The sequence below is a fragment of the Flavobacterium quisquiliarum genome (genome assembly GCF_019308285.1).
Lineage (GTDB): Bacteria > Bacteroidota > Bacteroidia > Flavobacteriales > Flavobacteriaceae > Flavobacterium > Flavobacterium quisquiliarum.
This window is the reverse complement of sequence record NZ_WWEM01000020.1, coordinates 1-19463: the sequence shown is the minus strand read 5'-3', so window position 1 is coordinate 19463 and position 19463 is coordinate 1. Positions and strand designations below refer to the sequence as shown.

Below are 19463 nucleotides of genomic sequence, written 5' to 3'. Positions count from 1 at the left end.
GAACTATAGATTCTATGAAAAAAATATCGCATTATTACAGTCTAACTCCTGAGTGGATGCCACAGCTTGCTAAACAATCTGGTGGAAAAATGATAGGTGATAAAATAATTACTTTTCCAAAAAAGATTGGAAATGGTCATTGCTATTTTTCTGAAGTTACTCCAAATATATCAGTAGTTTTTATGGATGTTTTTTTAAATAATCCCTTAAAAATACATCGCCAAAAATCAGATCACGAGTTGTATATTTTTCACTTTGATCTAAGTGAACACATCAATTTAATTAAGATTAACAATCACGATTATGAGATTGGGTCCTATGATAAATTAGATTTAGCCATAATTGATAATCAAATTGAAAGTTCTTATAAACCTGCTTTAAAAGAAAGAACTTTTGCATTGAGGATATTAGTTGACAAAAAAATGCTAGCAGACTTCATTTCGAAATACCCTGAAATAGAATATAAAGGCAGTCTCAACGATAGAGTTGGCAAGGAAATGTTTTATCACTATGGAAACATTGATAGTAACAGTATACTGCTATTACAATCTCTTAAGACCAAATCAATTCATGATCTATCTTTTGAATCTTTTTTAAAAGGCATTACACTAAAACTTCTTGGTAATTTCTTTAGCAAATTTTATGATATCGATAAAAAGAAAAACAATCTAACTCAGGCAGAAAGCGATGCTATAAATAAGACAAAAAAATACATGCTTTCTAATTTATACAGTCCCTTTCCTTCTGTTATATTTCTAGCTTCGATGGCAGGAATGTCTGAATCAAAATATAAAATGGCTTTTAAAGAAAATACAGATACGACGCCTAATAATTTCTTCATTCAGGAAAAAATGAACCTTGCCAAAGAACTTTTAAAAAGTGGCGAATATCATTCACTTACAGAAGTAATGTATGAATTAAGCTATAGTAAATTAAGTTATTTTTCATCTAAATACTTTGAATTATTCAAACATAAACCAATGGATGATTTTATTAAAAAAAGCATATTAAAAAATCAACACTGATATTTTTAAGATCCGATTTTCTTAAAATAATAAGACCGAAAAAGATATCTTTGTAAATCGCCATTGCGTTTAATTATGCATCAAGCAACTTAGATAATTTTCCAAAAATATATTTTCATTTTAAATTATTATCTTGATTTATTACAAATTCTAAAAGTATTTTCTTTAGATAATTAAAGTAATTTATACTTTTTTAAAAATCAAATTAGTAACAAATGGACTATATAATTTTTGAAGAATTTCTTTGTCCTTTGCCTGTTTATAATATATAATCTTTTCTTCTTTATTATTTACACCACCAGGCGAACAGGGACAAAAATTAGTCGTTATTACAGTGCATAAAAAGTTAAACACACCTTTATTATATATTTTGTTATAAATTAGCCCTTTCTGAAGTCCTGCTTCATTGATTTCTAAACTACCAAGGTCTTCTTCCTCTTTTTTATAAAAATCACATACACTAATACTATAATTCGTTAAAAGCTTTACATCATAACTTTTAAGTTTTTTGTTTTGATCTATATTAATTTCAAGATATGTTTTAACTAATTTTTCAATATCAAGTTTTCCTTCAATTTTAATTTTTACATTCTCATAGGATTTATATACTGGTTGAAAAAGTATTGAAACCTTATTAATTTTTTTTCCTAATATATTATAAAAAAACTTGTCTAAAAGATTTTCACTTTCTTCTAATGTGACATGATTGTTATTTTCTTCTCCTGTCGAAACTAATTTAATTACAATATTGTAAAAACCATCAATAGGTTCATCAGTATGGTTGTTAAAATATAAACATCCAAAATTTTCAATAAAAACCGTAAATTCCCAGAACTCATTATAATTTATAAAGTTTTTTGCGATTTGTATTGCATCGTCTTTTACTCCATTAGAATCTCTATTATAGGCAAGCCAATAATTTCCCTTTCCTTTGTATTGCGATATTGTTTCAAGGGTATAAATAGGTATAATCTCGTTGTCTTTAACCTTTATTCTATTTGTTTGAGATAATTTTATTATTAAATTATATAATCGAGGGGTTAATTTTAGTGCTTTGAGTATAGTCTTATTTTTTGAAAAATCGTTTTCAATTGTAAACTGTTCATCTCCTTTTACTATTTTATTTTCTTTCTGGTTTACAGAGAAATATTGTAATAAAAGTCTTTGCCTATTAATTCTTTTTAATTGATAACTGGTAGTTTTAATGGCTTTTTCTAATACTTCCTCTAATTGTTTAAGAGAAAAGACCTCGTAATCTGAATAATAATTTGGATCCTCTGAATAGTTTTTATGATATATATCTATTCCGTATACTACTCCCATATTCTTTTTTTTTAATCTAACTTTTTCCTAGAAACTTTTTCAAATAATTGTTTTTATTAATTATTTCAAAGTTCTTTTTCTAGATAACCAATTAGAGTAAAATTTAGTAACAACCCTTTTTATATAATTTATTCAACAATGCTAATACTAATCTTTTTAAGCTTGCAATAAATCATCTTTTTTCCAAAAAAAGAACACTATAAAACTACACTAGTGGTAAAATTTAATTATCTATCAAAAGTTATAATTATATCAGAATAAGGTTTTATATCATAAGTTATAAATTTTGAGTATTTTACAATATATTAAGAAGGATTTTTTTGTTCGATTAACCACGGGTTTCTAAAAATCTGCTAACAACCTTTCAAAGTTAGTATACACTTCAATTTACAAGTTAAATGCACCTCTATTTAATTCCTTTTTTAAGTTTAACTAGTAATGCATCATCTATTTCTTTTATTTGATTAATTACAATCTGAGCAATTTTTGTAGCACCTAATAATGAAAGATGTGTATCATCTGCTTTGTCTTTATCATAATAGGCATTTTCTCCTGCCTTGAAATGAAGGTGAAGCTGTTTCGATTTTTCTGGTCCATAGGACTGTTCCAGTAATTCTGTATAATACTCCAAATCAATAAAAGGGACTTTATACTCTTGGGCAACTAAACGAGTTTCTAAAGGATAATCGCCATGTGTTGGCACTAATACTCCTTTCTCATTAAAATTGCGTCTCGCAATAGAACTTAATAGTATCGGAATTGCTCCTTTTTCCCTACTCTCTTTTACAAAACGGATTAAATTGTGCCTATATGCTGTATGCGGATTTGTATAGCGTAAAGAGTCTTCTATTTTGGCATCATTATGTCCGAATTCAATAAAAACATAATCTCCTTTTTTAAGTTTATTATAAATCGAATCCCAACGTTTTTCGTTGATAAAACTTTTGGTACTTCTTCCGTTTACTGCTTTATTTACCACTACGATATCATCTTTAAAAAAAGATTGCAACACTTGTGCCCAGCCATGTTCTGGGTTACGATCTGGATCTTTTTTATTGGCCATTGTAGAATCTCCAATACAATACAGGGATGTTTTTTGGGCAAAGCTTAATGATGTTATTAGAAATGCTAAGAGAATGTATTTTTTCATTTTGTTTGTTGTTTTTGGTTTATTGTTGTTGTTCGTGGTCTAACCACAAAGGACGCAAAGTTTTATTTTTCGTAAAACTTTATCGATATTCATTGTGTGGAAGCACTCTGGTGCTTCTCTACAAAAGAAACCTTATTACTTTGTGCCTTTATTTAATTTAAACTCAGAGAAAATTATCTAAAGCTTTGCGAACTTTGTATTTTCTTTGTTTGCTTTGGGGTTAAAAATCAATTCTTTGAAACTGCTGTAGGCACTGTTGCTCTTTGTCCTATAAAAATATCTGTCATTAAAACATTTTCTGCGTTTTCATTTGATAATGCATTTTTCGCTTCTTTAATCTCGATATTTTTCAATGATATATTTTGTATCTTTTTGTCTGCAAATCCTTGTATAACAATTCCAGATTCAGAAGCTTTATTGCAGCTGATATTTGAAAAATGCACATTAGATATATCCGATTGATAGCCATTCCCTTCTCCATGATAATTTGATGTGATATACAAACAGTCTTCTACTTGGTCTAATTGAATATTGTGAACAAATATATTTTTAATATATCCTCCGCGATCAGCGTTTGTTTTTAGATAAATTCCTCTTTTTAAATAACCTGCTGTTTTACAATTTTCTACAAAAACATTTTGAACTCCAGCCGACATTTCACTGCCAATTACGACTCCATGAAGTCCTTTGAAATTGCAATTTCTTATTACAATATTTTCGCTTGGCGTTGCTGTATTGGCTCGTCCTTCATGATCTCTTCCTGCTTTTATGGCTACATTATCGTCTCCGTTATCAAAGTTGACATTTTCTATTAAAACGTCTTTTGCATATTCAGGATCTATTCCGTCATTATTATGATTCAACGATTTATAGCTGATGCCACGAATTGTGATGCTTTGAGATTTTAATAAATGAAGGCACCAAAATGGCGAATTTTCAATTCTAATATTTTCGACCAAAACATTCTTGCAATTTAAAAACTGAATCATCTGCGGTCTCAAAAAATAGCCTTCTCCAAATTTTCTGCTTTCAATTGGAGCATTAGCATGATTCATTTCACGGCTAAGATTTTTACCTTCTCCTTCTTTTGCTTTAAATGTTTTCCATGTTTTTCCTCCTTCTCCATCAATTGTTCCTTCTCCAGTAATGGCAATGTTACTACAATTATTAGCATAAATTAGTGGACTATAATTATACAACATTGTACCTTCCCAGCTTGTTAAAACCAATGGCAGATAATCTTTTGGATTGTCGCTGAATTTGATTTTGGCTCCTTTCTCCATTTTCAAATTAACATTACTCACAAAATGAATCGGGCCGTTGATTTTATAAATTCCTTTCGGAACTATTATCGTTCCTCCATTATTCTTTTTGCATAAGGCCATTGCTTTGTCAAAAACCTTTTTGTTATCAGTAATGGAATCCCCCTTTGCACCAAGTTTTATCACATTTACCTGATAGGAAGGAAATACAGGCAACTTAATTCTGTTGACTATAGCATCTACCTTAGCAGATGGGAAATCGCTGTTTTGTGAAAACGATACCCAAGAAAGGAGTAATAGAAATAAATATTTAATATTCATGTTTTTTTAGTTTTCAGTCGCAGTTTTCAGTCGCAGTCTGTACTGAAAACCGAGACTGTAAGAAGTAATCTAATTTAAATACCAATTTGCAATTTTATCCTTCAAAATATTATTTATAGAATATTGTCCTGCTTCTTTTTTTGAAAGCTGGTGTGACCATTTCACTCTTTTAGATGGTTGAAAACCTTCTCCTGTACAATTGTATTCTGCGTAAAAGCTATTTTTTTCGGCTTCTGGCTTAGACCAGTTTTCCCAACCTTCAGGTTTAATTTGATTCCCCATTTCGCAGTTTATGAAAACCGTTTTGGCATAAATACGCCAAGGCCTGCCTAAATAAACATCTTTAGCATCTGGGTTTGCTGTTAGTTTACAGTTTTTAAAAACAAAACCAAAAGCTGTTCCTGCTGGAGTTGAAGCCGCAGTTATATAAGAACTTTTAATACTGTGTATGATGCAGTTTTCAAATAAGGCTGTTGCGCCTCCAAAAATAAAATCTGTTGTTCCTTCTATATAACAATCCTTGAAATATTGTTTTGCTTCTTTTCCAGATAAATATAAAGTATCTTGATTTCCTAAAAGATTACAGTTTATAATTTTAGCACGATTTCCAATAACAGATAATGCAATTGCCTGTCCACGTTCTCCTGAGGCATTTTTAATAGTTAAATTAGATGCTGTAAAATCATCACCTTCAACTAAAAGTGTAGAAGTATAAAATGTACTGTTTCTCCCTAACGCTATTTTTGAAAAATTATCATCAAAGGTAATAATGGTATTTTCTTTACTTTCTCCTTTTAGGATTACATTGTTGTTCCATTCTGGAATACGGACTTTTTCATTATAAATTCCATTTTTCACATAAATGGTGACTTTTTCATAAGGAAAAGCTGGAGTTGCATAAACGGCATCTTGAATTTTAGTATAATCGCCTGAACCATCTTGTGCCACTGTAATATAGTTTACATTTTTTTTCTCCGCAGCGCCTACTTTGGTTCCGTTTTTAACAGCCCAGTCTGGAAATCGTTTTAAAACTTCTTTTGGAGCATCTGAGTACCATGAATAACCATTTCTGCGTTCTGATCCAATTTGATCTATTGATTTCTTTTTTATTCCGTCACGATCACAAAAGAAAGGTTCATTCGTTTCCAAATCCATAAATCGGGCCCATATTGGGCCTCCATTTACGACTGGAATCATTTTTTTATCTATAATTTTTCCTGCGTCGTTTAAAACTCTCTTTTCTTCTAAATTGGTGATTTTTGTTTTTTCAAACCATTCGACAGCACTTTTTACTGCGGTCACAATTTCTCTTGAAGGTTTGTCTATTGACATTAACAGCAATACAATTTTTGCCGATTCTGAACCGCTTAATGAAGCCAATTCAAAAGCTCTTGCATTTGCTGGAGCAAGTGTAGTTTCATCGTGTTGCGCACACCATGCTGTTAATACACCATTTTGTTTGTATTGTGTTTTTAAGACACAATCGATCCCTTTATCAAATGATTTTTTACATTTATCAACTATTTCTTTTGATGGCTTTATGCTGTAATAATCTGTTTCGTCTGCGACGGCTTTTATTACATTCATAATATTAACCATCGAATCATCATTGTAAGTGATATGTGTATAATATCCTTTTTTTAACGGATAAAACTGTGGCCATCCGCCATTTGGATATTGCGCTTCCAACAAATAATTCAATCCTTTTAGAAAAGACTCTTTATAACGTTCATCTTTTATCTGAGCATACATTTTGGACATGAAAAGCATTTCCTGACAAGTTGCTCCATTGTCTGTTGTTGTCTCAACAGCTGTTTTTTTTAATGCAATTAAATCTTTTTTCTGTTTTTCAGTCAGTTCCTCCTGCATTTGAATATTTTTGGGCCAGCCTCCAATATCTCTTTGGTACAGTAAAACATTTTCTGCAATTCTTTTCGCTTCATCTGATCCAAACCAAACTACTTCGTTTTTACGAATAATTTCTGGCCATCTTTTATAAGTATTCTGAGATTTTACAGCAAAACTGCAAAAACATAAAAAAAGAATTATTTGTTTTTTAAACTTCATCATTTCGTTTTTAATTCGTTACTCTAAACCAATCTACGGCTACATTTCCAGAATCATTTTTCACTTCTTCACCTAAGGCAAAAAGTCCCACTTTAGCCCCAATCCATTTTCCTTCTCTTGCTCTAAATTCAGTTCCTATTGGCTGATAATTTTTATCATCTAAACTATAGAAGAAGTTACAGATAGCACCTTTCTTGATTTTTACTCTCAAATAAATGGTATTGTTTTCTATTAATACTGGTTTTGTTTCTGTTTCTGAAATTGTGTTTGCAAAAGTTCCTGTTTTCTGATTCAGATATAATTTTCCGTTATCACTTTTAAAACTGAGTGCACTGTAATCTAATCCCATAATAATTAAACCCGTTGATTCCCCATTTAATCTCGAATTAAAAGTCAGCTTTGTTGTTACTGTAAATTCTTCTGCTGGGAATTTTTGCAATAGTAAATTTGGAGCATTAAAAATGTTCTTCGTTGTAGTGTTGCAAAACAAATTCAGATAACCTAAACTTGTTGGAAATCCAAAATTAATTTGTTTGTTTGCCTGCCATTGCCATTGCAGTCCTAATTTAGGTTCGTTAAATTCATCTGAAGTTTCAGGTACTTCTATTGGATATTTTTTACCAACATTGGGTTTCTTATGAGTAGTAACAGGTTCGCCGATTCCGTTTTTATCAAAATCCTCTCCCATAACCGGCCAATCGTTTACCCATTTCATAGGCTGTAAATGAACAATTCTTCCATAAGCTCCTTTATCCTGAAAATGAAAAAACCAGTCTTCTCCTGTTTGAGTTGTTACCCAAGCACCTTGATGCGGACCATTTATAGTTGTAGAACCCTGTTCCAAAATCTTTTTCTTTTCATACGGTCCAAAAACATTTTTAGATCTTAAAACTGTTTGCCAGCCTGTTGGCACGCCACCAGAAGGAGCAAAAATATAGTAATAATTATTTCGTTTGTAAAATTTGGGGCCTTCTATTGTTTCTTCTCCTTGATGTCCGTCAATTACCATAACTTCGTCATTGTTTATAAATGTACCATCTGAATTCATAGTACAAACAACCAATAAACTTTTAATTTGTGCTCGGCTTCCTGCAAAAGCATGCGTCATATAATTTTTACCATCGGTATCCCAAAGTGGACTTGGATCAATAAGTCCTTTTCCTGCTTTTACTAAAAGAGGTTCAGACCAAGGCCCTTCTGCTTTTTTGGCTTTAATCATATAAATTCCAAAATCAGGATCTGGGTAATAAATATAAAATTCATTTTTATGATAAGTAATACTTGGTGCCCAAACCCCATTTCCGTGCTGCACTTTATCAAAAGTTTCATAAGGTGGCTGTTTAAGTAATGCATGTCCAACAAGTTTCCAGTTTACCAAATCTTTAGAATGTAAAATGGGTAAACCTGGAATACAATTAAATGAAGAAGCTGTCATATAATAATCATCGCCTACACGTATAACATCAGGATCAGAATAATCAGCATGAAGAATTGGATTTGTGTAGGTTCCGTCACCATTATCAGACACCCAGACTTGCGCTGTACTTTTCTGAAAGAAAAAAATGGAAAGCAGTAAAAGGATGATTTTTATATTTTTCATTTTAAAAGTAGTTAGTTTATAAAAGACCTAACAAATTTTAAAATCTGTTAGGTCCATAATTAACAATTGAATTATCAATTAAAAAACTATCTATTCAATTCTAAAGCTGCCAAAATAAAAGGACCAGTAGCTTTAGGATCGTTGTCTTTTTTCTTTTCGTTTACATAATATTCGTAAGATCCGTCTCGGTATGGAGTTCCTCCTAAACCTGCAACCTGACAGCAATTTGTTAATGTGATACCGCCATCTTCGTCTACTTTTTTGATTAAAACTGTAGTTAATCCGTCAAAAGCTTTGTTGGCCGCTTTTTTAAATTTAGCTGGCAAATATCCTTTGTTTGCTCCTTTTGCAAAAGCATAAGAGAACATAGCCGAACCAGAGGCTTCTAAATAATTTCCTTTTTCACCGGCTTTGTCTGTTACTTGATACCATAAACCAGATTTGTCTTGAAATTTAAGTAACGCTTCAGAAGAATTGTTTAAATATTGAATCAATTCTTTTCTTTTTGGATGATCTTTCGGCATGTAATCTAAAACATCAACTAAAGCCATTACGTACCAGCCTAAAGATCTAGACCAAAAGTTTGGTGAATTTCCTGTTTCTTTATTTGCCCAAGGCATTTGTTTGCTTTCGTCCCATCCGTGGTACAATAATCCCGTTTTTGGGTCTGTCGCTTTCAGCTGAATCAATTCAAACTGTTTTGCGATATCATCAAAGCTCTTTCCGTTTTCAAATTTAGCCGTATATTCTGCATAGAAAGGCTCTCCCATATACAAACCATCTAACCACATTTGATTTGGATAGATTTGTTTGTGCCAAAATCCACCGCTTGGTGTTCTTGGCTGTTCTGTAATCTGCTTACGAATTAATTGTAATGCTTTTAAGTATTTTTCTTCTTTTGAGTAAGCATAAACATCAAAAAGCAAACGTCCTGGAAGTACTAAATCGATATTAAATTTATCAAACTCATAGGTATTGATGCTTCCGTCTGCTTGTACCAGTTGATCCACATAACCTCTTACATAAGCTTTGTATCTAGGATCTGGATTTTTTTTGTACAATTCTTCAATTGAATGCAGCACTAAAGCATGAACATAATCCCACTTTGGTTTCTTAGCATCATCAAGCATATACGATTCTGGATGACGTTTCATTAATGTCAAAGCCATTTTATCAGACCATTTTGCACTCTTTGCAATTATAATATCTTTTTTTGCTGGCTCCTGAGAAGTTACTTTACAACTTGTAATCGTCATAACGCAGATCATCAAAACTGACATCCAATAACTGTGCTTTCTATTATTTTTCATTTCAAAATATATTTAAATTCTATTATTTATTCAATTCTATTGCAGCTAAGAAAAAGGCTCCAAGACCTATTGCCCCATTATCTCTAGGTTTTGAGGTAAGATAATATTCATTTGTTCCATCACGAAAAGGCTTTCCTCCTAACCCAATGTTCGATGAAACATTTAAAACATTTACTTCTCCCTTTTTATCCACTTTTATAAACTCTTTTATAAAGTTGTCAAAAGATTTTTTAGCTTTTACTTTATAACTTCCGCCCAAATATCCTTTATTTACTCCTTTTACAAGAGCATAAATAATCATACCGGAAGCCGATGGCTCAACATAATTTCCAAACTTTTCTGGTTTATCAGCTACCTGATACCATAGACCAGATTCGCTTTTATACTGATTTACATTCTTTGCAATCTGATTTAGATACCCAACCAGAACTTTATATTTTGGATGTGACTTTGGGAAATAATCCAATGTCTCTACCAATGCCACCATATACCATCCAATTCCTCTTCCCCAAATTGTCGGAGAAGTTCCTGTTTGTTTGTCAGCCCAGCCAATTTCTTTACTTTCGTCCCAAGCCTGATAAACTAAACCTGTTTTTTGGTCTACAAGATGATTTTGCGCTAATTCAAATTGTTTTGCAATATCGTCTAGACTCTTTCCTTTTTCATATTTAACAGTGAACTGAGTGTAAAATGGTTCAGCCATATATAAACCGTCAATCCAAATTTGATTTGGGTAAATCTGTTTGTGCCAAAATCCTCCACTAGCTGTTCTAGGCTGTGTTTCTAATTGTGTTCTTAACTTTCCAATTATCTCAAAATAGCGTAAATCTTTCGTGATATCATATAGATTAAACAGCAGTTTTCCAGGATTTAGATAATCAATATTATATTCTTTTATATCATATTTTTTTATGTTTCCAGTGCTGTCAATCATTTCATCAACATACTCTTTGATATAATTAAGGTATTTTTGATTGTTTGTTTTTTGATATAATTTTTCAAAACCAGACAATACAAATCCCATTTTATAATCCCATTTTGGCTTATCATTTCCGTCCAGCTGCCAAGCCTGTGGATATCTGTTTAAGATCGTAAGAGCCATTCTCTCCGACCATTTTAAATCGTAAGAAATAGCAGTCTTTCCTAATTCATTTTGATTTTGAGCTATTGTTTTAAAACCTAAAAAAAATAATAAGACAATTGCCGTTTTAAGATTAATCTTTGTAAGTAGAGATTTACACATAATTTTTACTGGTTTAGATTTTTATTCTAAATTACTTAAAAATTTTATCTAAAAATCCTACAATATACGAAATTGTCTGTCCAAACCAAGGTTCATAAAACCAAAAGGAATGAGGAGAATCTGCAATCGTATGTACTTCATTATAAATCTTATATTCATTCAAAATTTTAATCATATCGTCTCTTCCCGCATGAAATCTTGGAATACTACTGCAGATATACAATGTTGGTGGCGTATTTTTATCGGTATGACTTAAAGCAGAAGCATTTTTCCAGTTTTCAGGAATCTCATTTGATTTACCGCCTAACCAAAATGCAGCCACTTCTCCTTCTGTAGATTCTGGGTGTTTCATTGCCAAAACTCCATCTACATCTATGATTGCATTTACTTTTGATGATGATTTACTTTTAAAACTCTTGTCTTCGAAAATTGGATTATTGTTTGTGGTCCCAATTAAAGCTGCCATCTGTCCTCCAGCTGAACAACCTAAAACGGCTATTTTTTTAGGATCTACATTAAATTTTGAAGCATTGTCTTTGATAAATTTTATAGCATTTTTTACATCAATAACTCCAGTCGGGTATTTTGCTTCCAATGACAATCTGTATTCAATAGAAAAAGTGGTATATCCTTTTGCCGCAATTTCTTTTCCCATAAACTGCATTTGATCTTTATTTCCAGATCTCCATCCTCCTCCATGAATCATAATTACAGCTGGATTTTTTTTCTGTTTTTTATTGACAAAGGCATCAAAATGAAGTACTCTCTCTTTTTCTTTATTATAAATTAAATCAAACATTTCCTGAACATCTGGATTTGGTTTAACCTCTGGAATGGTAATAAAAGGATGTTTCTTAATTAATTTAGCATAAGTGCTTTTTATAGTATAAGAGGAGTCAATCTGATATTGCTGGCTCTGTGCCACAACAACATAAAAAAACACCACTAAAATTAACTTCAATTTCTGCATTTTCATTTTTATTTTTCGGTTAAGAAAGGAGCTTAACAGCAGTTAAACTCCTTTTTAACTCCTTCAAAAAACAATACTCTCAAAAAATCTTCAAATTACTAATTACCAATTTTGAGAAAATCTTATTTTACAGATTCCACTTTTTTACCATTAACATAGGTATCTATAAAGTTTATATTTTTTACATTTTTCAATAAGTAAAGCGAATCTACTTTTTGAATTTTTACATTTTTCAATGTGATGTTTTCAACTGGTGATTCGGCATAGCCATCTGCCCAAACGCTGTATTTCCCACCATTTTTCACATTGACATTTTCTAAACTCACATTTCTTATTGTTGGAATGAAATTTCCCGTCTGAGATCCGTAAACATTATAAAACATGTTCAATTTTAAAACACATTCTTTTACAGTACCTACTTCAAGATTTCGAACAAAAATATTTTCAATAACGCCACCTCTTTTTGAATTGGTTTTGATACGAATGGCACGATCTAAATTCGGACTGTCCATCACACAGTTTTCAACAAAAACATTATTTACGCCTGCAGAAATTTCGCTTCCTATTACAACGCCGCCATGACCATCAATCATTTTACAGTTTTGTACAATAATATTTTTACTTGGAATAGCAACTCTTCTGCCGTCTCCATCACGTCCTGACTTAATAGCGATACAATCATCTCCTGTATTGAATGTACAATTTTTAATTACAATATTTTGAGAATACTCAGGATCACAACCGTCATTATTTGGACCATGGCTATTTACAGTTACGCCATCAATAATCATGTTATTGGTTTTTATTGGATGCAAAATCCAAAAAGGAGAATTTATAATAGTCACATCTTTTATCAATGCAGTATTGCATTCAAAAAACTCAATAAAATTTGGACGCAGATATCTTCCTTCTCCAAAAACTCTTTCAGACACTGGAACTCCTTTTTCTGCCATATCTACTAAAACCTCGCGATTTGTTGGATCATTTTGAGAGGGAACACCTTTTTTCCAGCCATAATTTTTACTGCCGGCCCAAATCCACCAATTGTTACTGTCTGCCTGTCCGTTTAATGTTCCTTTTCCTGTAACGGCTACATTTGTTTTATTTTTAGCATAAATAAGCGGGGAATAATTCATTACTTCTGTTCCTTCCCAAGAAGTATGAACCATTGGATAATCTTTAGGATCTAAACTAAAAAGGATTTCTGCCTTATCAGCTAAATGCAAATTTACATTGCTTTCTAAGTGAATTGCCCCAGTTAAATATTTCCCATTTGGAACCAAAACCTGACCACCTCCGTTTGCGCTACATTCTTTTATTGCTTTTTCAAATGCTGCTGTATTTAACGTTTTACCATCTGCGACAGCGCCAAAATCATTTATATTATACACTTTATTCGAGAAATGAGTCTGTGGCATAGTTTTCAGCACTAAATCCATTTTTTTCCATGGATTCTCTAAAGAAGCTGCTGAAGGTTGTTTCGCACACGACACCACTAATAACCCCAAAAAGGTTAAAACTAGCATCCCGTTTAATGTTATACTCTTATTTGTAATCATTTGCGCAGTATTTTCCTGTTTTTTAGCGAAAACGTTGTAAAATTATGTAATCGATTACACGAAAGTAGAAAAATTGTTCTAAGAGACCAAATTAATTTAGAAAAAAATTATATATTTAATTTTTATTAGAAAAAATTATTACATTTAATGCAAAAATTTAGATAATTTATTACCATTGTAGAACCTAAATCGTTTGAGTTTTTGATTATGGTAATCGATAACAATTTTTATTACATAATGAAAAAAAATGTACTTTTGTCTAAAATAAACCGATAAACTTTTTTTTTGAATGAGTGAAAAAGTAACTATTTATGATATTGCTGAAAAACTAAATATCACTGCTGCAACGGTTTCGAGAGCATTAAACAATAATCCTAAAATTAAGGAGGCTACTCGCGAACTGGTTATCAAAACTGCCGCAGCGATGAATTATAAGCAAAATAAATTAGCACTGGCTTTAAAGAGCGGTCGAAGTAATAATATCGGTGTTATTGTACCACGTATTGACAGCAACTTTTTCGCCTCTGTTATTAGAGGAATCGAGGAAGAACTTTATCCACACGGATATCAAGTCATCATATGTCAAACACACGAAAGCATTAAAAGAGAGAATGAAAATCTTCATACTCTTGTAGACGCACAAGTAGATGGCATCATGATGTCAGTTACTGGTGTTTCTAATGAAAATGACAGCGCTTTCAGAAATGTATTAGAAAAAAATGTACCGCTGATATTTTTCGATAGAAGCAAACATATTGACGGCGTTAGTTCTGTTACCATTAACGACTTTAAAGGCGGTTATCTAGCCACTAAACACTTAATCGATGAAGGCTGTAGAAATATTGCACATTTTTCTGGTGATCAATCATTAGATATCTTTAAAAACAGGTTTTTAGGCTATAAACAAGCTTTACTAGACAATGGAATTGAATTTAAAGAAGAATACGTAATCTATACCAAAAGTGCTGTTGATGCTGGAAAAGAATCTGTGGATAAGCTTTTACAACTAGAAACTCCTCCAGACGCCCTTTTCTCTTCGAGTGATTTTGCTGCATTAGGCGCAATTCAAGAACTTAAAGAGCGAAATATCAGTATCCCGAACGAATTTTGTGTTGCTGGATTCAGTAACGAACCGTTTACGAAGTTCATGGAATTATCAATCACTTCTGTAGATCAGTCACCATTAGAAATGGGGAAAATGTCTGCCCGTGTTTTCTTAGAACAAGTAGACAAAACAGATACTATAAAAATCGAAAAAAAGGTCGTTTTAGCACCCGAATTACACATTCGTAAGTCTTCTGCTAAAACCAACTTTTAATTTTTTTTACCATATAAGTTATATAAGCTCATTTTAGAATGGGCTTTTTTTATGGAAGCTCCAGCGGAGCAAAATATTTAGGTTGCAGAAAAATATGTCGCTCCTACGGAACTTTTGTTTGTCTGTCTTATCGCAATTCTATAAATATTTTGCTCCGCTGGAGCACTCTCTATAAAAAAAGAGACGCACTACTGTGCGCCTCTACATATAAACCTTTGTCTCTTTGTAACTCTGTAACTTTGAGCCTAAAAAACTAAAGCGATACTCCTCTTTTCCAAGGAATAAAATCGTTTTGATTTAAAATAGCTGCTTTTGTCTTAATGTTACCGCTGGCAATATCAATAATAAACTCAAGCATTTCGTCTGCCATTTCATCAATTGATTTTTCTCCAGTGATAATTCCACCAGTATCAATATCAATAATATCAGACATTTTGTTTGCTAATTGTGTGTTTGATGAAATCTTCACAACTGGCGCGATTGGGTTTCCTGTTGGAGTTCCTAAACCTGTTGTAAACAATACCATATTTGCTCCGGAACCTACCATTGCAGTTGTACATTCTACGTCATTACCTGGCGTACACAACAATGTAAAGCCTGGTTCATTAATATATTCTCCATAATCGTAAACACCTGTAATTGGCGATGTCCCTCCTTTTTTAGCAGCACCAGCCGATTTCATAGCATCTGTAATCAAACCGTCTTTAATGTTACCTGGAGAAGGATTCATATCGAATCCTGAACCTGCATCAACAACTGTTTTTTCGTACCATTTCATCAAATCTAAGAAACGTTTTCCATCCTTATCATCTATACAACGATTTACTAATTCCTGTTCTACTCCACATAATTCAGGGAATTCAGAAAGAATTGTAGTTCCTCCCAAAGCCACTAAATGATCAGATAACACTCCCAATGTTGGGTTTGCAGAAATTCCAGAGAATCCATCAGATCCACCACACTCTAAACCAATTCTTAGTTTAGATAATGGAGCTGGTTCTCTTTTTATTTCGTTTGCTTTTTTAATCGCTTCAAAAGTGTCTTTTACCACACTGCTCAACATGGTTTCAATTGTTCCGATAGACTGCTGATCGTAGATCAAAACAGGCTTTTTACTATTTGGATTAATTGCATCTAAAGCTTCTTTGAAAATTGAAATCTGAAGATTCTGACATCCTAAACTCAATACCGTTGCTCCAGCTACGTTTGGATTATTTACATAACCCGCCAAAAGCTTAGCCAAACTATGAGAATCTTGACGAATTCCACCACAACCTCCTTGGTGTGTAATGAATTTTACTTGAATATTATTGAATAAATTCGCATCGTTTGAAGCTTCTTGATTTCCTGCTCCACCCGTTTCTGATTTCACCAAAGAACGCAACAATAACTGATAATCGTTCTCTTTCGGTTTCATTAATTCTTTTTCAAAAATATCTTTTAAGATTTCGATGTTTCTGTTTTCACAGAAAACCAATGGAAAAAACAACCAAACATTTTCTGTTCCAACCTGACCATCTTCTCTATGATAGCCCTGCCACGTTCTATCCTTCCATTTATCGATATTTGGAGCCGTCCAGCCAATAGTTTCCGTTTTACCAGTAACTTTATCACTTTCGTGTTTTACGTTTGCTGTAGAAAGCAAACCGCCTTTTTCGATTCTAGCGCTTGCCTTTCCAACCAAAACACCGTACATAATGATTCTGTCTCCTACATTAAAAGGAACCATTGCAATCTTATGTTTCATTTTTACGTCAGACTCTACGGTAATTGATTGTCCTTCAAAATCAATCACTTCGCCTGCAGTAAGATCCACCAAAGCAACCGCAACATTATCGGTTGGGTTTACTTTTATTAATTTTTTCTGCGTTGCCATAATTAACCTTTGTTCTTTGTTTTTTTCTTGTGTTTTTTTTTTTATTTTATTCTTTCCTGAAACTTAGCAAAACCTGCTTCAATTCCGTTTGAATCTATTTCTTCTAATGCAATTGTAATTGCTCTTGTTAATCCAGGAATTTCAGTCAAATCTTCATCCCAGAAACTTTTGTTTTGTAATGTTAAACGAGCGATTTTCTCATAATCATCTGATTTCCATAAACCTTCAAAAAACAAAACGATATCTTCACCATCTTTAACCGGTAAATTTTGCCCATTCCAAGTTCCTTTGTAGAAACGAATTAAACTCGCTAATGAAAAAGTCAAATTAACAGGCAATTTTTTGTTAGCCTTATAATATCCTAATAAACTAGGCAAAACTCTTACTTTGAATTTCGACACAGAATTTAATGCAATATCAGAAAGTGCATGTTTGATAAATGGATTTTTAAATCGGTCCATTACTTCCTCAGAATAGGCCGTAATTTCATTTTTGTCCATATCAAGAGTTTCACTAATTTCACTAATAACACTGTTTACAAATTTTCCAGTAAAATCTCCGTTAACAGTTTCCATTACTAATTTATTACCATGCAAAAGTGAAAAAGGAACCATTGCCGTATGCGCACCGTTTAAAATACGAACTTTAATCATTTTAAAAGGACGTATATCGTCAACGATTTTTACATTCAAATCTGTTTTGTGAAAAGGCAATTTTGCTTTTAAATCATCTCCACCTTCAATAGCCCAAAGGAAAAAAGGTTCAGCTGCAACAATTAAATTATCCTCATAATCTAATTTATTATTGTATTCTTCGATTTCAGCTCTTGGATACCCCGGAACAATTCTGTCAACCAAAGTACTATGATAGGTACAAGCATCTGATACCCAAGTTTTAAATGCATCTTCTAATTTCCATAAATCAACATATTGCAAAATATATTTTTTAAGGGTTTCAGAATTATAATCAATTAATTCACAAGGAATTACTGTAACTCCTTTAGAAGCATCTCCATTAAAATGTTTAAATCTTTCATATAATAAAACCGTCAATTTTGCAGGAAATGATACCGGTGGTTGCATGTCCGGAGTATCACTTTCAATAAATTCAATTCCAGCTTCTGTAGTATTAGAAACGATAAACTGAAGTTCTTCTTCTTTGGCTAAAGCCAAATAATTTGCAAATTCAGTATATGGGTTTATCGTTTTTACAATATTATTAATCAATACAATGTCTTGTATCTTTTCACCCTTTTTAATTCCGTTCATAAACAAGGTATAAAGACCGTCCTGATCATTAATCATGTTTACCATACCGTCTTTCAAAGGCTGCACTACTGCAATACCGGCATTAAAATCAACTTCTTTATTCAGTTTGTCAAAAGCATAATCAACAAAAGCTCTTAAAAAGTTACCTTCTCCAAACTGAACTACCTTAATTGGCTGTAACTTTTCTAATCCAGTATTTATTCTATTTAATTTTTTCATTTTGATTTTCTTAGTTAGTTGTTTCAAATAACCATTTATAATCCTTACTTCATCATTTCTGCCTTTTAAATTGTAAAAGAAACATTACACCCGATTGAATAAAATAAAGCCGGCTGTGAGGAATGGCTAGCTAAATTTTTCAAGCGTAATGTTCAATTACAATCTCTAAAAATCTAAAAAAAACTTATAAAATAAGGAGTTGGCATGATTACCCCTTAATCTTATTTTCTAATATCTTTTATAATATCAAGAACCTCTTTAACTTTTGCAGTCAATCCGTCGAAGTCTTTCTTTTCTAATATATCTTTTGAAATTAATTGTGAGCCTAAGCCTACACAAGTTGCTCCTGCATTCAGCCACGAACTCAAACTTTCCACTGTTGGATAAACACCGCCTGTAGGCATAATATTTGTCCAAGGGCACGGACCTTTTATCGCTTTAATAAACTCTGGCCCGTAAGTATCAGCTGGAAATAATTTTACAATTTCGCAACCTAATTCTTCTGCTTTTGCAATTTCTGTCAAAGTACCGCAGCCTGGCGACCAAAGCACTTTTCTGCGATTACAAGCTATAGCTATATCTTCTCTAAATACTGGTGTTACAATAAAATTTGCTCCTAAACTCATGTACAAAGAAGCCGAAGCCGCATCTGTAATAGAACCTACTCCCAAAATCATTCCCGGAAGTTCTGCCAAAGCATATTTGTTTAAAGCTCCAAAAACTTCATGTGCGAAGTCGCCTCTGCTGGTAAATTCCATCAATCGGGAACCGCCGTCGTAGCATGCTTTCAATACTTTTTTACTCAATTCGATATCAGAATGAAAAAATAACGGAACCATACCGTTCTCTTTCATAGTCTGAGCCACTTCAATTCTTGAATATTTTGCCATTTTTATTTTAAAATTATCTTGATACTAATGCAGAACCATCACCATCAATCATATTTTCAACT

At 32.3% G+C, this 19463-nt stretch carries 14 protein-coding genes; 2 read left to right on the top strand and 12 right to left on the bottom strand.

What is annotated here, in order from left to right; all coding sequences use genetic code 11:
- The first annotated feature begins 14 nt into the window (after window positions 1-14).
- Window positions 15-1025, top strand: coding sequence for a helix-turn-helix domain-containing protein (locus GSY47_RS08300; protein ID WP_179005554.1), 1011 nt, complete (start codon window positions 15-17; stop codon window positions 1023-1025).
- 183 nt (window positions 1026-1208) lie between these two features.
- Here the strand turns inward: GSY47_RS08300 and GSY47_RS08295 are convergent, their stop codons facing one another.
- The 9 genes from GSY47_RS08295 to GSY47_RS08255 all read right to left on the bottom strand — a co-directional run bounded on the left by GSY47_RS08295 (window position 1209) and on the right by GSY47_RS08255 (window position 13830).
- Entirely contained in the window at window positions 1209-2348 is a 1140-nt protein-coding gene (locus GSY47_RS08295) for a hypothetical protein (RefSeq protein WP_179005552.1), read from the bottom strand.
- 406 nt (window positions 2349-2754) lie between these two features.
- Window positions 2755-3498 carry a rhamnogalacturonan acetylesterase gene (locus GSY47_RS08290; RefSeq protein WP_179005550.1) on the bottom strand — a complete coding sequence of 248 codons (744 nt, stop codon included), beginning with the start codon at window positions 3496-3498 and terminating at the stop codon, window positions 2755-2757.
- Window positions 3499-3725: 227 nt separating this feature from the next.
- Entirely contained in the window at window positions 3726-5081 is a 1356-nt protein-coding gene (locus GSY47_RS08285) for a glycoside hydrolase family 28 protein (protein WP_179005547.1), read from the bottom strand.
- 69 nt (window positions 5082-5150) lie between these two features.
- Window positions 5151-7151, bottom strand: a complete 2001-nt coding sequence (gene pelA, locus GSY47_RS08280) for a pectate lyase (protein ID WP_179005545.1) — start codon at window positions 7149-7151, stop codon at window positions 5151-5153.
- A gap of 7 nt (window positions 7152-7158) precedes the next feature.
- Window positions 7159-8748: a glycoside hydrolase family 43 protein gene (locus GSY47_RS08275; RefSeq protein WP_179005543.1), complete on the bottom strand. Its 1590-nt coding sequence runs from the start codon at window positions 8746-8748 to the stop codon at window positions 7159-7161.
- 86 nt (window positions 8749-8834) lie between these two features.
- Window positions 8835-10058, bottom strand: coding sequence for a glycoside hydrolase family 88/105 protein (locus tag GSY47_RS08270; RefSeq protein ID WP_179005541.1), 1224 nt, complete (start codon window positions 10056-10058; stop codon window positions 8835-8837).
- A 22-nt stretch (window positions 10059-10080) separates the two neighbouring features.
- Window positions 10081-11301, bottom strand: coding sequence for a glycoside hydrolase family 88/105 protein (locus GSY47_RS08265; protein ID WP_179005539.1), 1221 nt, complete (start codon window positions 11299-11301; stop codon window positions 10081-10083).
- A 31-nt stretch (window positions 11302-11332) separates the two neighbouring features.
- On the bottom strand, window positions 11333-12271 hold the full coding sequence (locus tag GSY47_RS08260; protein WP_179005536.1) for an alpha/beta hydrolase family protein: 939 nt from the start codon (window positions 12269-12271) through the stop codon (window positions 11333-11335).
- 122 nt (window positions 12272-12393) lie between these two features.
- Window positions 12394-13830 (bottom strand): glycoside hydrolase family 28 protein, encoded by a 1437-nt coding sequence (locus tag GSY47_RS08255; RefSeq protein ID WP_179005534.1) that lies wholly within the window; start codon window positions 13828-13830, stop codon window positions 12394-12396.
- Window positions 13831-14119: 289 nt separating this feature from the next.
- Between GSY47_RS08255 and GSY47_RS08250 the strand changes: the two genes are divergently transcribed.
- The gene (locus GSY47_RS08250) at window positions 14120-15148 is read left to right on the top strand and encodes a LacI family DNA-binding transcriptional regulator (RefSeq protein ID WP_179005532.1); all 1029 of its coding nucleotides are present in this window, start codon (window positions 14120-14122) and stop codon (window positions 15146-15148) included.
- A gap of 253 nt (window positions 15149-15401) precedes the next feature.
- On the opposite strand, the gene GSY47_RS08245 is transcribed toward GSY47_RS08250, so the two are convergent.
- The 3 genes from GSY47_RS08245 to GSY47_RS08235 form a co-directional block, all read right to left on the bottom strand.
- A complete protein-coding gene (locus GSY47_RS08245) occupies window positions 15402-17024 on the bottom strand; it encodes a UxaA family hydrolase (RefSeq protein WP_179005530.1) in 1623 nt (540 codons plus the stop codon).
- A 41-nt stretch (window positions 17025-17065) separates the two neighbouring features.
- A complete protein-coding gene (locus tag GSY47_RS08240) occupies window positions 17066-18511 on the bottom strand; it encodes a tagaturonate reductase (RefSeq protein WP_179005528.1) in 1446 nt (481 codons plus the stop codon).
- Window positions 18512-18732: 221 nt separating this feature from the next.
- Window positions 18733-19401: a bifunctional 4-hydroxy-2-oxoglutarate aldolase/2-dehydro-3-deoxy-phosphogluconate aldolase gene (locus GSY47_RS08235; RefSeq protein WP_179005526.1), complete on the bottom strand. Its 669-nt coding sequence runs from the start codon at window positions 19399-19401 to the stop codon at window positions 18733-18735.
- Window positions 19402-19463 lie beyond the last annotated feature (62 nt).

Coding starts and splice junctions, on each gene's coding strand:
- GSY47_RS08300 (WP_179005554.1), top strand. CDS start 15: ATGAAAAAAATATCGCATTATTACAGTCTAACTCCTGAGTGGATGCCA.
- GSY47_RS08295 (WP_179005552.1), bottom strand. CDS start 2,348: ATGGGAGTAGTATACGGAATAGATATATATCATAAAAACTATTCAGAG.
- GSY47_RS08290 (WP_179005550.1), bottom strand. CDS start 3,498: ATGAAAAAATACATTCTCTTAGCATTTCTAATAACATCATTAAGCTTT.
- GSY47_RS08285 (WP_179005547.1), bottom strand. CDS start 5,081: ATGAATATTAAATATTTATTTCTATTACTCCTTTCTTGGGTATCGTTT.
- pelA (WP_179005545.1), bottom strand. CDS start 7,151: ATGATGAAGTTTAAAAAACAAATAATTCTTTTTTTATGTTTTTGCAGT.
- GSY47_RS08275 (WP_179005543.1), bottom strand. CDS start 8,748: ATGAAAAATATAAAAATCATCCTTTTACTGCTTTCCATTTTTTTCTTT.
- GSY47_RS08270 (WP_179005541.1), bottom strand. CDS start 10,058: ATGAAAAATAATAGAAAGCACAGTTATTGGATGTCAGTTTTGATGATC.
- GSY47_RS08265 (WP_179005539.1), bottom strand. CDS start 11,301: ATGTGTAAATCTCTACTTACAAAGATTAATCTTAAAACGGCAATTGTC.
- GSY47_RS08260 (WP_179005536.1), bottom strand. CDS start 12,271: ATGCAGAAATTGAAGTTAATTTTAGTGGTGTTTTTTTATGTTGTTGTG.
- GSY47_RS08255 (WP_179005534.1), bottom strand. CDS start 13,830: ATGATTACAAATAAGAGTATAACATTAAACGGGATGCTAGTTTTAACC.
- GSY47_RS08250 (WP_179005532.1), top strand. CDS start 14,120: ATGAGTGAAAAAGTAACTATTTATGATATTGCTGAAAAACTAAATATC.
- GSY47_RS08245 (WP_179005530.1), bottom strand. CDS start 17,024: ATGGCAACGCAGAAAAAATTAATAAAAGTAAACCCAACCGATAATGTT.
- GSY47_RS08240 (WP_179005528.1), bottom strand. CDS start 18,511: ATGAAAAAATTAAATAGAATAAATACTGGATTAGAAAAGTTACAGCCA.
- GSY47_RS08235 (WP_179005526.1), bottom strand. CDS start 19,401: ATGGCAAAATATTCAAGAATTGAAGTGGCTCAGACTATGAAAGAGAAC.